Source organism: Alkalibacterium sp. (assembly GCF_046484155.1).
Taxonomy (GTDB): domain Bacteria; phylum Bacillota; class Bacilli; order Lactobacillales; family Carnobacteriaceae_A; genus Alkalibacterium.
Genome location: NZ_JAWOBT010000035.1, coordinates 1 through 13942, shown reverse-complemented (window position 1 = coordinate 13942; position 13942 = coordinate 1). Strand labels below are relative to the sequence as shown.

Below are 13942 nucleotides of genomic sequence, written 5' to 3'. Positions count from 1 at the left end.
ACAGAAAACCGGTGAGTCTGTCATCCGGAGGCTGAAATGACGAACTCAGGAGTGAAAAAATGGTGAGTCTGTCATCCGGAGGCCGAAATGACGAACTCACGAACAGAAGACCGGTGAGTCTGTCATCTGGAAGCTGAAATGACGAACTCACGGAAAGAAAACCGGTGAGTCTGTCATCCGGAGGCTGAGATGACGAACTCACGAACAGAAAAACGGTGAGTCTGTCATCTGAAGGATGAAATGACGAACTCACGAACAGAAAACCGGTGAGTCTGTCATCCGGAGGCCGAAATGAAAAACTCAGGAAAATAAAGCCATGAGTTAAAAATAAGGCGGCCAACACCTAAGGATGACAGCAACCGCTTCGGCGGTTGCTTACCAACTGGAAGATCTCAAAAGCTTGAAATGAAACGACGTGTCACCGGACACGTCGTCATCCGATCAAAAACAGGGCAAAGAAAAAGGAGACTCGGCTGAGTCTCCTTTTGTCATAATACTTAGTCACGTTTTTGTTTGCCGGAATTGCGGAGCTCTTTCTGTTCGAATGGGCTCTGGTTACGACGTTTGTTTCTGGCAGAAGGTATTTGATTAAGCTTCGTGTCAGTTTCAGTAGCTTGAACTGTTTTACGTTCACGTACCTTACGTTTAATAATAGGTTTTCCACCGTGTTTTTTCTCCATCTCTTTTTCTAATTTCGGTTTGTAATACAAATTAGTGATAAGAGATTGACCGATTGCTACAAAACCACCAGCAAACCAGTATAATGTCAATCCAGCGGGTCCAGTGACTGAGAACATCAGGATCATCACTGGGCTCATGTACATCATGGCACCTGTTTGCTTGCGCGTTTCTTCGGGCATGCCTGCCTGCATGACTTTAGTTTGAACAAAATAAACAATACCGGTCAGTATGGCGAGTGGAATACTGCTTTCTCCCAAATTAATCCCCAGCCATGAAGCACTCTGAATGGATTCGGACATGCGGATCGCTTGGAACATAGCTGTGAAAACTGGCAATTGAATGAGTAGCGGTAAACAGCCAGACAAACCGCCTAACATATTGACGTTATTCTCTTTGTAAATTTCCATCATTTCTGCTTGTAAGTCTTGTTTTTCTTTCGGATCATCTGTTTCTTTCATCTCTGCTTGAATCTCGTCAGTAACAGGTTTGACTGTTGACATCTTAGCTTGTTGCTCTAAAGTCGCACGTTGTTGCTTGATTGATAAGGGCAAGATGAGGATACGAACAATAATGGTAATGACGATAATTGCCAGTCCGTAACTTCCAGTGAAATCTGCTAGTATTTCTATGAACTGTTGTGTGGGTAAAACGAGATAATCAAATAAAAACTGAGAAAAGCCACCAGTAGGCCTTCCACTTTCGTCGACGTTCATACAACCTGATAAGAACAAAACGATGGAAAGCATTCCACCTGATAAAAGCCATCTTTTAGTACGGTTTTTCAATTGTATTCAATCCTTTAAGTTTATATTAGTGGTTCTCTATTGCTTTCACGCTATTCACCACTATACCTTAATGGAAGAAAGAATTCAATTAACTTGAGAAAAAATCGTTTTTTCTTCAATCTTTTCGTCATAAGTGACGACAACTTTTTCAACATCAGCAGCTGGAGAAGGTCCTTTGCGTAACGCTTCGATAAATCGACTTAATTGTTCTTCGTCACCAACTGCTTCAACGTAAACAGTGCCGTCGGATTCATTGCGTACGATCCCTTTGACACCTATCTCATCGGCTGATTGTTTTGTAGAAAAACGAAAGCCGACACCCTGGACACGTCCCGAGATAGTGGCACGCATTTTTTGTTTGCCATTATTTTCCAATGGCTCGTTTGTATAAATGACTTCACCGTTCGACTGCTTGTTTTTTCCCTTTTCGAAAAAATCTTTAAATAAAGAACCCATCGTGAATCCTCCTTTTAATAGTTACTCAATATATTTTCATATAGTATCAGTTTACTTGTACAGAGACGTCCAGGTCAAAGGAAAGCTATTACAGCCTAGTTAAAGTAAGGGACAACTTACTTTGATGCTACTTTTCATGCTATAATAAACCAGAATATATAGGAAGGAGTGCAGAGATGGCACGTACAAAAAAACGAGGAAGACCAAAGAAAAAACAGCATAAAGTGTCTCCTGAATGGATAGGATTTATTTTATCATTCATGAGTATATTAACATTAGGGTCATTCGGCTTTGTCGGGCGATTCTTTACTAATCTGCTGCGATTTTTCGTGGGTGAGACTTACGCATTTTCAGCTATTATTTTACTGGGGTTAGGGATCTATCTTATACTTAAAGGTGAATGGCCGAGTTTAAAAGGAACAAAAACAAAAGGAGTCGCTCTACTTTATACAGCCTGGTTAGTCTTTTTACATTCAAGATGGTTTGCGCCTATTATTAATGATTCGATCAATAGCGTGGTCGCAACCTGGCGATTTTTCTGGCCACAGTTTTTATCCAACAGCATAGGGACCGATGTCGGTGGCGGAATGATAGGCTCATTATTCTTCAGCGCGAGTTATTTCCTGTTCAGCGTTGTCGGCACTTACTTGATGATCATTGCTTTAGTCTTTTTTGGGATCATGACATTTTTCCAATTTTCCTATCGGTATTTATTTGACCGGATAAGAAATGCACTGAAAGCAGTCATGGCCTGGATAGGAAATGGATTCAAACAATTAAAATCTAAACGGGCTGAAAAGGCTAAATCCAGAAAAGCTAAATCCAAAAAGTCTAAACTGAAAAAGAAAGTGAAAAACACGACCACTCAAGAAGCTGCTTCAGAGAACACTAGTCTTAATGAAGCAAGCGTGTCTACGGAACAGGAACAGGAGTCTGAACAAATAGCCTTAGAGATAGAAGGTTATCAGGAACTTCAAGCTAAATATGAACAAAAAGCTAAAAAAGATAATCAGTCTTCAAAAGCAAAAAGCACTGGTCAAGAAGGCAATGATTCAGAAGAAGAGGTAGCGGTGGAGTTTGAAATCGGGGAAGAAGAGAACCAGTCGTACAAACTGCCACCTGTGTCATTACTGGATGAACATGAAGCAATCGATCAGTCGGATGAATATTCGATCATCCAGAAAAACGTGAAAAAATTGGAAGAAACATTTGAAAGCTTTGGTGTTAAAGCTAAAGTGACTAAAGCGAATCTTGGTCCTGCTGTTACGAAGTATGAGATCCAACCAGCTTCGGGTGTGAAAGTCAGTAAGATCGTCAACTTAGCTGATGATATAGCATTAGCTTTGGCTGCAAAAGACATTCGAATGGAAGCACCTATTCCTGGTAAATCTGTTATCGGTATAGAAGTGCCGAATTCAGAAGTCAGCATGGTATCTTTTAGAGATACGATCGAAGGACAAATAAACGACAAGGATCGCTTATTAGAGGTGCCGCTGGGACGAGACATTGCAGGTAACGTAGCGATGGCTGACTTATCTAAAATGCCTCACTTGCTTGTAGCGGGAGCAACAGGATCCGGGAAATCTGTTTCCATCAACGGCATGATCACGAGTCTATTAATGAAAGCTAAACCAAATGAAGTGAAAATGATGATGATCGATCCTAAGATGGTCGAGCTGAATGTATACAACGGGATACCACATCTGTTGACGCCGGTAGTTACGAATCCTAAGAAAGCGGCCCAGGCACTACATAAAGTCGTACAGGAGATGGAACGTCGGTATGAAATGTTTGCAGCCAGCGGGACACGTAACATGGAAGGGTACAACCAGTTTGTTAAAAAGAAAAATGCCGAAAAGAATGAAGGGTTATTACCTTTCCCTTATATTGTAGTTATTGTGGATGAGTTGGCCGACTTGATGATGGTTGCTTCAAACGAAGTGGAAGATGCCATTATAAGATTGGCTCAAATGGCACGTGCGGCAGGCATTCATATGATCCTGGCGACCCAAAGACCGAGTGTGGACGTTATCACTGGTATCATCAAGGCTAATGTGCCTTCACGGATCGCGTTCGCTGTATCCAGTGGAACGGATTCCCGTACCATTTTAGACAGCAACGGGGCTGAAAAATTACTCGGACGAGGAGACATGCTTTTCCAACCGATGGGAGCCAACAAAGCGACCCGTGTCCAAGGAGCCTTCATTTCGGACGAAGAGGTTGAAGCCGTGGTGAACTTTGTTAAAAATCAGCAGGAAGCCAATTATGTCGAAGAAATGATCCCTAAAGACGAACCGAAAACACAGGCAGGGGAATCGGAGGATGAATTATACGGTGATGCCGTTGCTTTAGTTGTCGAAATGCAGACAGCCAGTATTTCATTGCTCCAGAGACGTTTCAGGATCGGTTATAACCGTGCGGCCAGGATTGTCGATGAAATGGAAATCAAAGGTATCGTAGGACCGCATGAAGGCTCAAAACCACGAGAAGTACTCGTGACTGCGGAGTATTTAAACAGTTCAAATGAAAATACAGATGAATAAAGTATATTAAAATTTGAATAGGATATATTTTTGTTTATTAAAAATTTTTAACTTTCCTTTTTGTTACAAGAGTGTTACTATATACCAATGAAAGGGTTAACAGTTTAGCTATTACGGTATTGTTGTTATTATACTGTAATAGGGATTCTTTGACCCTTAAAGATACATAAAAAAAATAATAGGGGGAATTATCGTGTCAAAAATGAAACTAAGAAGTTTACTAGCAATTGGTTCATCAGCATTTGTATTGGCAGCATGTCAAGGACAAGATGCATCAGATCCGGCAACTGATGATACAGCAACTGAAGATGAAGGAACCGATGCTGGAGAAGATACAGAAGCTGTTGATTTTTCAATCTCAATGGTTACAGATGAAGGTGGCGTAGATGACCGTTCATTCAACCAGTCTGCTTGGGAAGGTATGCAGGAATGGGGCCAAGAACACGGCTTATCAGAAGGCGAAGGTTATGCATATTATCAGTCAGATGACTCAGCTGACTTTGTTCCAAACTTGAACCAGGCTTTAACAGATGGTTATGACATTATTTACGGAATCGGTTATCAGCTTTTAAATTCAGTTAATGACGTAGCGGATCAAAATCCGGAACAACACTTCGGTATCGTCGATGATGTTTCAGATCGTGATAACGTCGTTTCATTAACGTTCCAAGACCATCAAGCAGCTTTCTTAGCAGGTGTAGCAGCAGCTGAAACAACTGAAACTGGTCAAATTGGATTTATCGGTGGAGTTGCTGGTCCAGTTATCGACCGTTTCCAAACTGGTTTTGAAGCTGGTGTCGCTCATGTTGATGACAGTATCGAAGTAGACGTTCAGTACGCTGAGTCATTTACTGATGCAGGTATCGGACAACAACTTGCAGCTGGTATGTTCGCAAATGGCGCAGACGTCGTTTATCACGCATCTGGTGCTGTAGGTAACGGTGTATTCACTGAAGCACGTAACCTCATGGAATCAGATCCTGATACTCAAATTTGGGTAATCGGTGTTGACCGTGACCAGGAAGAAGAAGGCGATTATGACGGTGGAAATCTCACATTGACTTCAACTATCAAAGCTGTAGGTACTGCAATCAAAGAATCAGCTAACCAAGCAATGGAAGAAGAATTCCCCGGTGGAGAAAATCTTGCTTATGGTTTAGAAGAAGGCGGCGTTGATTTAGTAGAAGGTAACTTGTCTGAAGAAGCATGGGCATCAGTGGAAGAAGCTCGTCAAGGCGTCATTGATGGAGACATCGAAGTTCCAGAATTCACATACAGTGAAGAGTAATTAAAAACTAAAAAACAGAACAATACAAATTAATAGTTGAGCGCTGGTCTATGGGCTAGCGCTTTTTCTGATAATTCAATTAAAGTACTTGAACTATCACATATAATAAGTAATAATGTTTACGGTTATTAAAATTAACAATGATAGGGAGGGATCGGTAGTGACACAGGCAGAAAAAGTCATTGAAATGAAAGGCATTACAAAGAAATTCGGCGAATTCAAAGCGAATGATAATATTAGCTTAAATGTTGAAAAAGGAGAAATCCATGCACTTTTAGGAGAAAATGGTGCAGGGAAATCCACTTTAATGAACATCTTGTCTGGATTATTAGAACCGACATCAGGAGAAATATACGTTAATGGTAAAAAAGAAAATATTGATTCACCTGAAAAAGCCAATCAATTAGGTATTGGCATGGTGCACCAGCACTTTATGCTCGTTGACAAATTTACCGTCACTGAAAATATCATGCTGGGAAAAGAAAAACACCGTTACGGTTTTATGGATGAACAAGGCGCCGAGAAAGATGTCAAAGAATTATCTGAACGCTACGGTTTAACAGTGGATCCGTCTGCGAGAATAGAAGACATCAGTGTGGGAATGCAGCAGCGTGCAGAGATTTTAAAAACATTATTCCGTGGAGCGGATATTCTGATCTTCGATGAACCGACGGGTGTTTTAACACCTCAAGAAATCGATGAATTGATGGGTATCATGAAAAAGTTGACCGATGAAGGCAAATCCATCATCCTGATCACACACAAATTAGATGAGATCAAGAAAGTTGCTGACCGTTGTACAGTAATACGCCGTGGTAAAAGTATTGATACAGTTGATGTTAAATCAACGTCTCAGCAAGAACTGGCAGACATGATGGTCGGACGTTCGGTAACCTTTAAAGTAGAAAAAGAACCAGGTCAACCAAAAGGCCCGGTACTTGAAATTAAAAATTTGACCGTGAAAGAATCTCGGGGACTAGAGGCTGTCAAAGGTGTTGATCTGGAAGTGAAAGCCGGCGAAATTTTAGGTATAGCTGGCGTTGACGGTAATGGTCAATCAGAATTGATTCAAGCGATCACCGGCCTGACAAAAGTGGAAGCAGGAACAATTAAATTGAATGGTAAAGATGTCACTGGGAAAAAACCACGTGAAATCACAGAGACAGGCTTGGGACATATTCCGGAAGACAGACACCGTTATGGTTTAGTTTTACCAATGAAACTGGAAGAAAATTTAAGCTTACAACAGTATTATAAAAAACCGTTCAGTAAAAACGGCTTCTTGAATCATGGGGAAATCAAAAAATATGCGAAGAAATTGATTGAAGAATTTGATGTACGTACGCAAAGTGAAGAATCGACAGCTGGCTCACTTTCAGGTGGGAATCAGCAAAAAGCGATCATTGCCCGTGAAATCCATAGAAATCCGGCATTATTGATTGCAGCACAGCCAACGCGTGGACTGGATGTTGGAGCGATCGAATACATTCACAAGCGCTTAATTGAACAACGTGATAACGGAAAAGCCGTTTTACTTATGAGTTTTGAATTGGATGAAGTTATGAATGTGTCAGATCGCATAGCCGTCATGTACGATGGCAAGATAATCGCTGTCGTTAATGCAGACGAAACAACTGAAAATGAATTAGGTCTCTTGATGGCCGGTGTGCCATTAGAGAAAGCGAAACAGGAGTTAGCAGGAAAAAATAGAAAGGAGCGTGAGACTGTTGTTAACAACCAATCAGAGTAGATTAAATACCTTACTTATTCCTATATTTTCTATTTTATTAGGATTTATTTTTGGAGCAGTGCTCATGCTGTTCTTCGGGTACAATCCTCTATTAGCATATGAAGCCATGTTGATGGGCGTTTTCGATAGCCCGTACTTTATGGGTGAAGCATTAAGGCAAGCGACCGTGTTGACCTTTACCGGTTTAGGATTTGCCATTGCATTTAAAGCAGGATTCTTTAATATCGGAGTAGCCGGACAACTCCTTGCCGGTTGGGTAGCTGCAATCTGGGTAGCATTAAGTTTCCCTGACTTGCCAAGGATTTTATTGCTTACATTAAGTATCGGTGCCGCTATCGTTGCGGGTGCTATATGGGCGGGTATCGCCGGAGCCTTACGTGCTTATTTCGGTACCAGTGAAGTAATTGTTACGATCATGTTGAACTATACTGCTCTTAATTTAACCAACTACCTTATTCGAAATGTTTTAGCAACAGGAAATACAACGGATCGTGTCGGTGAGAATGCAAGTCTCAGTGTAGGGTGGTTATCACAACTCACACAAAATTCTCGAGTTAACATGGGACTATTCATGGCTATTATTGTTGTTATTTTATATTGGGTCTTCATGACTCAAATGACAGCTGGATTTGAAGTGAGAGCTGTTGGATTGAATCCAGATGCTTCAACATATGCCGGGATGAGTGCCAAAAGAAACATTATCGTGTCTATGTTGATCAGTGGTGGTTTAGCTGGCTTTGGTGGAGCAATTCATGGATTAGGTACGTTTGGAAATATCTTTACTCAAAGTGGTCTACCAAGCTTAGGTTTCAACGGAATTGCTGTTGCCTTGCTTGGTCTAGGTAATCCGATCGGTATTTTCTTCTCCTCAATATTATTTGGCGTTTTAGATGTCGGTGCCGGCTTTATGCCAAACCGCGCAGGTGTGCCCGATGAAATGGCCGATATCGTTATCGCTGCCATTATTTTCTTCGTAGGGGCGAATTATATTATTCGTTTGCTATTGGATAAAATACAGCGCACTAAGACTGTAGAAGAAGGAGGAGAATAGGCATGAGCACCATATCTTTATTACAATTAATCGTTTCAAGTTCCTTGATCTACGCCGCTCCATTAATTTTTACTGCTTTAGGCGGGACATTCTCTGAACGTAGTGGGATCGTTAACATTGGACTAGAAGGCATCATGGTTATGGGTGCTTTCATGTCGGCAGTCTTTAATCTTACATTTTATAGTACATTCGGTGATATGACACCTTGGCTGGGACTGCTGGCTGGTGGACTGATAGGTGTTTTGTTCTCACTTATCCATGCGGTAGCTACCATTAATCTTCGAGCCGACCATATCGTTTCAGGTACCGTTATCAACTTAGCGGCTCCTGCTATAGCCGTATTCTTAACAAGAGCCATTTATGGCGCCGCACAAACAGGACCTTTAGCGCGATCATTCGGTCGTTCTGATATTTTCCTGCTTCATAGAATTCCGGTCATTGGACCAATATTTTTCGGTAACACTTCCGGACCTGCTTTTTTAGGTATACTAGTCGCAGTTATTGCCTGGGTAGTCATGTTTAAAACGAAATTCGGGTTGCGTCTACGTTCCGTTGGTGAAAATCCGCATGCTGCAGAAACATTGGGAATCAATGTTTACTTAATGAAGTATGCTGGCGTAATGATTTCTGGATTATTAGGTGGGATCGGTGGCGCGATTCAAGCTCAAGCCATCCATAATGAATTTGGTATTTTAACTGTAGCCGGTCAAGGGTTCATATCGATGGCTGCTATGATCTTTGGTAAATGGAATCCATTGGGTGCAATGGGAGCAGCGATTTTCTTTGGTTTTGCTCAAAGTTTGGCCCGTATCGGGAACTATATTCCAATCATTCAAGACATACCAGGCATCTGGTTGCAAGTGCTGCCGTATCTCTTGACGATTATTATCTTAGTCAGTGTGGTCGGTCGATCTGTCGCACCGAAAGCTATCGGGAAAACATTCATTAAATCTAAATAAGTTGATGCTTAACAGAAAAAGAGTCATTCGATAGTATCGAATGACTCTTTTTCTGTATTAAAATCTCTATTCACCTGGGGCCGTCCAGACAGCCGGTTCATCATCGGCATTATAATTATGATAAAAAACACTTTCCCTATAACGGACCATTCGCGTATTCCAGTTGGGTCTTGGTACAGGTCTTTCGTCCGTTAAACGGTAAGTCAGGAATAATTCCGGGAAGTTCACGCCAGCACCTAGAGACATGACTTGACTCTCGCAAAAACGAGGATTGACATCTGTCAGCTTGAAGTCGCCGTCTTCTTTCATGAACTGCAGGTTAATAAACCCTTCTTCAATGAGCGCTTCAGCAATTTTTATGGAAATAGCTATGAGTACGGTATGTTCAATAAGGGTCCCATCCAGGACTAAACCATCCGAGACACCAATACGTTGACGAGGAACGCTCACAACAGTTTTAGAATCATGAATGTATAAATCGACACTGAATTCAGATTGATCTAATTTCCTCATAACCATACGATGATCAGTATTGTCTGTTTCCAAATAATCTTCAAAGGCAAAAACATGAGACTGCTGTGTTTCGATTGCTTTTATAAATTTGTCGTGATGAGTCAATAAAGTGAAATCTGATGGCACATACCCTGAGGTGTTCTTGACAATAAGTTCGTCTTCATCTTTAAATTCGTTATGAATAAGACGAGCCAGCTCATCATGTGACTTAAACGTATAGTAAGTAGGGATATATTCACTGAAACCATGCTCGTCAAGCCAATGATAGGTCGTGTCCTTATCCGTTAATCGATCAAAATGGGAACTTTCAGGTAAGGCAAAAGGAATTGTCAGGTGTTGTTTATAATCCTCGTATACATCGATTTCATGAGGATGACATGGGAAAACAGCCTGAACATGTTCTTTATCAATGATTTCTTTTAGTTGCTCGAAATAGTTGTCTTTGTTTTCAGTGAACCTTGGTACGCGGTAGACGCGGTCACAGAAGATGTTGCCGGCTGTAAGCGTTTGAGGATTTACACCGATTATTTTAATGTTTTTAATTTCCTTTAAACCTTTTAGAACACCATGTGCGGTAGGGGTGTCTATCGAGGTAACTAAGACAGTCAGGTTTTCCATATGGGTCTCCTTTTTAAGAAATTACAGAATTTTTAGCAAGTATATTTAACAATTATTCTACATTATTGTAAAAACACTTACAAACATTTACGGTCATCGTTTCTCGATTGCAATAAGGAAGGGTGGCGAATTTTTTTGGTTAATAAACTGATACTGTAAAACAGAAAATTCTTTTTGAGGAAGCTGTTCAACATAATTGAGTACCGCACCCTTTTCTGTTTCTCCGCCTTCGTGTCCATAATAGATCATCAAAAGGATCAACCCTTTGCTCTTTAAGTGACCGAGTGCTTGTTCAACACTTTTCAAAGTAGTGTCGGGTGTTGTAATGATCCCTTTGTCTCCTTTAGGTAAATAGCCTAAATTGTAAACCACCAGAGATAAGTCTGTTGAAGAAGAAAGGACAGTGTCTATTTCTTCGTGCCCTTTATGATGAAGGCTCACCCGGTGCGCTAAATTTGCTTCATTGAGTTTATGCTGCGTTGTCTCAAGGGCTGGTTTTTGAATGTCAAACCCAATGACATGACCAGTGTCTCCGACGCACTCGGCAAGTAGCAGGGTGTCATGACCGTTACCGACAGTGGCATCAACCACCGTGTCTCCGACCTGGACAGTTTCTTTGATCAATGAACGGGTGTAAGATAATGCTGAATGTAACAATTATGACACGCTCCTTAGTAAATAAAGTGATTTGCTTTCAATTAGTTCTTATTAGCAACTATAAACGGTGATGCCTCGATCTTATTCTGAAATGAGGGGTGTTAATGGAATTATAACATGTACTATATTACATTCAGTTAACAATATGAATAAAATCATTTCATTCGTTCCGATTTGGGGGAACTAAGGTTATAATAAATAAATAGAATAAATATACATATTTGAGAGGAGCAATTTATAGATGACTAAGAAAACATATATGCCCCTTGCACCAAAGAAGTATCTTATAAACAACACCAAAGCATTACTATTATCGACCGGGATCTTGGCAGGATTCGTTGCCTTAAGTGGATTTACTAAAGCGGTAGATGCTGAGGAATTAGACCTGGACCAAAAAGAATTACAAGGATTATATGAACTGTACACTCAAATCGAAATGACTGAGCATAAAGTAGCAGACGTTGAAGATTCATCGTTAGAACAAGCCAGTGAAATAACTGAAGAACAGAAAGAAGAATTAGATTTTATCAAGACGCAGCTGATAAGAATGATCGAATTAGCGGGTGGACAAAGTATGTTGGATCAACTACATAATCATTCATTGTCGTACGAACAGCTCGATACTATTTTTAACGCATTGCTTGACAATAATCTAACCGAAGCAGCAGACGAAACTGTTGAAGAGGGATCGACCGAAGTAGTAGACGAAACTGTTGAAGAAGGATCGACTGAAGCAGCAGACGAAACTGTTGAAGAAGTATCCACTGAAGTAGTAACAGAAACTGTTGAAGAAGTATCCACTGAAGTAGTAACAGAAACCGTTGAAGAGGGATCGACTGAAGCAGTAGACGAAACTATTGAAGAAGCTTTGGAAGAGCCAGATGAAGCAGATACTGTTCAAACAGTTAAAGAACCAGTCAAAGAAACAGAAACAGTCAAAGACGTCGAGCCGCTTGTTTATGTTGTGAGATCTGGAGATACGCTAGGTTCGATTGCGCAGCGTTATCAAACGACGGTGAATAGACTTGCTTCATTAAATAATATCACCAATGTAAACAGACTATCGGTGGGACAAGTCTTAGCCGTTAACGAGGCAGGGAAAGTAGAAGCTAAAGCACCACAGCCGACTAAACCGGAGGATCTTGATGAGGTGACCTCGCCGAGTGAATTTATTGAGAACCTCGCAAGTTATGCGCAAAACGTAGCAAGCGAAAATAACCTTTACGCTTCGGTCATGATCGCGCAAGCGAGTCTGGAGTCAGGTTACGGGAAAAGCAGTTTATCAGCTACACCTAATTTTAATCTATTTGGGATCAAGGGATCATATAATGGCGAATCCGTAGCTAAAAGAACACAGGAATATTATGCCAGTACGGGTTGGATAACGATCACTGATCACTTTAAAAAATACCCCAATTATGAAAAATCCTTACAAGACAATGCGAATCTGTTACGTGACGGATTAAGAAGCAACAGTGCCTTTTACTCCGGGACTTGGGCTGAAAAGACGACGAGTTACCGTGATGCGACGCTGTGGCTCCAAGGCAGATACGCAACAGATCCAACATATGCTTCTAAATTAAACAGGATTATTGAACAATTCAATCTGACACGATTCGATATTGTGGAAACGAAAGGCAACAGCACCGTTAATGTTAAACCGGTTGTCCCTGAGACGCCGACCACACCACCGGCAAATCCTTATGAAAAAGAGACCACCTATAAAATCGTGAGTGGCGATACTTTAAATAAGATTGCTAAAGCATTTAACACAACGGTGCCGGATTTAAAAGCAGCCAATAACTTAACCGGAGATTTGATTTTTGTGAATCAGGAGATTGCTGTTCCGGTTCTTGAGAAGGAAACCAAACCGGAAGAAATAAAAGATAATGCAGAAGTCGAACCAGAAACGCCCGAAGAAAATCTGAACGTTTCAACAACTGAAGAGAAAATATCAGGAAAAAATTACACCGTTGTGCGTGGCGATACGCTCTCTCAAATTGCTGGCCGTTTTGACATCACCGTTTCTCGATTAAAACAATTGAATAAATTGACTGGTGATACTATATACATCAATCAAAAATTGATCGTTCCGGTTATTGAAGAAGCACAAAAAGACGTTCAACCGGTCGAAGATGATAAACAGTCAGAACAAGTTAAGAACGCAACTTCTGTCACCGTTGTTCTTGGAGACACGCTTTCACAAATCGCTGAAAAGCATAACACGACGGTGAAGGCAATTACAGAAACGAACAAGCTAACGTCAGATAGAATCTACGTCGGACAACGCTTGACGCTAGCCCAAACGGTAACGACAGCACCGCCGAAAGTAGAAGAAAAACAAGAGGAATCTAAGCCTGAAGTCGTCACACCATCCGCTAAAGAAAATCAGACAGCCTACACAGTGAAGGCGGGCGATACGTTAGGGCACCTTGCTAACCGGTTTAATACCACAGTTACTCAGTTAAAAGAACTGAACAAGTTGACGTCTGACTTGATTCGAGTGGATCAGAAATTAACGGTTCCAAACGGTCAAGTCGACGAAACCAAACCGGTGCCTTCTAAACCTGAAGAAAAACCGGTAAAAGAAGATGAAAAAGAAAAAACTGATGTGTCGGTGTATACCGTGGGATCTGGGGAC

At 41.1% G+C, this 13942-nt stretch carries 10 protein-coding genes; 6 read left to right on the top strand and 4 right to left on the bottom strand.

The window, feature by feature from the left end; genetic code table 11:
• Positions 1 to 497: 497 nt before the first annotated feature.
• Both yidC and R6U02_RS02585 read right to left on the bottom strand, forming a co-directional pair.
• Complete coding sequence (gene yidC, locus R6U02_RS02590) at positions 498 to 1466, bottom strand: membrane protein insertase YidC (RefSeq protein WP_410262076.1); 969 nt, start codon at positions 1464 to 1466, stop codon at positions 498 to 500.
• Between the two features lie 84 nt (positions 1467 to 1550).
• Positions 1551 to 1922 (bottom strand): acylphosphatase, encoded by a 372-nt coding sequence (locus R6U02_RS02585; RefSeq protein ID WP_410262075.1) that lies wholly within the window; start codon positions 1920 to 1922, stop codon positions 1551 to 1553.
• Positions 1923 to 2098: 176 nt separating this feature from the next.
• Here R6U02_RS02585 and R6U02_RS02580 point away from each other — a divergent pair, with 176 nt between their 5' ends.
• The 5 genes from R6U02_RS02580 to R6U02_RS02560 all read left to right on the top strand — a co-directional run bounded on the left by R6U02_RS02580 (position 2099) and on the right by R6U02_RS02560 (position 9513).
• A complete protein-coding gene (locus R6U02_RS02580) occupies positions 2099 to 4465 on the top strand; it encodes a DNA translocase FtsK (RefSeq protein WP_410262074.1) in 2367 nt (788 codons plus the stop codon).
• 202 nt (positions 4466 to 4667) lie between these two features.
• Positions 4668 to 5753, top strand: coding sequence for a BMP family protein (locus R6U02_RS02575; RefSeq protein ID WP_410262078.1), 1086 nt, complete (start codon positions 4668 to 4670; stop codon positions 5751 to 5753).
• Positions 5754 to 5913: 160 nt separating this feature from the next.
• Positions 5914 to 7503 carry an ABC transporter ATP-binding protein gene (locus R6U02_RS02570; RefSeq protein ID WP_410262073.1) on the top strand — a complete coding sequence of 530 codons (1590 nt, stop codon included), beginning with the start codon at positions 5914 to 5916 and terminating at the stop codon, positions 7501 to 7503.
• Positions 7478 to 8554: an ABC transporter permease gene (locus R6U02_RS02565; RefSeq protein WP_410262077.1), complete on the top strand. Its 1077-nt coding sequence runs from the start codon at positions 7478 to 7480 to the stop codon at positions 8552 to 8554. Before R6U02_RS02570 ends, R6U02_RS02565 begins: the two co-directional genes overlap by 26 nt.
• A 2-nt stretch (positions 8555 to 8556) precedes the next feature.
• Positions 8557 to 9513: an ABC transporter permease gene (locus R6U02_RS02560; RefSeq protein ID WP_410262072.1), complete on the top strand. Its 957-nt coding sequence runs from the start codon at positions 8557 to 8559 to the stop codon at positions 9511 to 9513.
• A 66-nt stretch (positions 9514 to 9579) separates the two neighbouring features.
• Here R6U02_RS02560 and R6U02_RS02555 read toward each other — a convergent pair whose 3' ends face one another.
• Positions 9580 to 10644 carry an ATP-grasp domain-containing protein gene (locus tag R6U02_RS02555; RefSeq protein WP_410262071.1) on the bottom strand — a complete coding sequence of 355 codons (1065 nt, stop codon included), beginning with the start codon at positions 10642 to 10644 and terminating at the stop codon, positions 9580 to 9582.
• A gap of 93 nt (positions 10645 to 10737) precedes the next feature.
• Positions 10738 to 11301, bottom strand: coding sequence for a class I SAM-dependent methyltransferase (locus tag R6U02_RS02550; RefSeq protein ID WP_410262070.1), 564 nt, complete (start codon positions 11299 to 11301; stop codon positions 10738 to 10740).
• Positions 11302 to 11542: 241 nt separating this feature from the next.
• Here R6U02_RS02550 and R6U02_RS02545 point away from each other — a divergent pair.
• On the top strand, positions 11543 to 13942 hold a 2400-nt coding region (locus R6U02_RS02545), incomplete at its 3' end, for a LysM peptidoglycan-binding domain-containing protein (protein WP_410262069.1).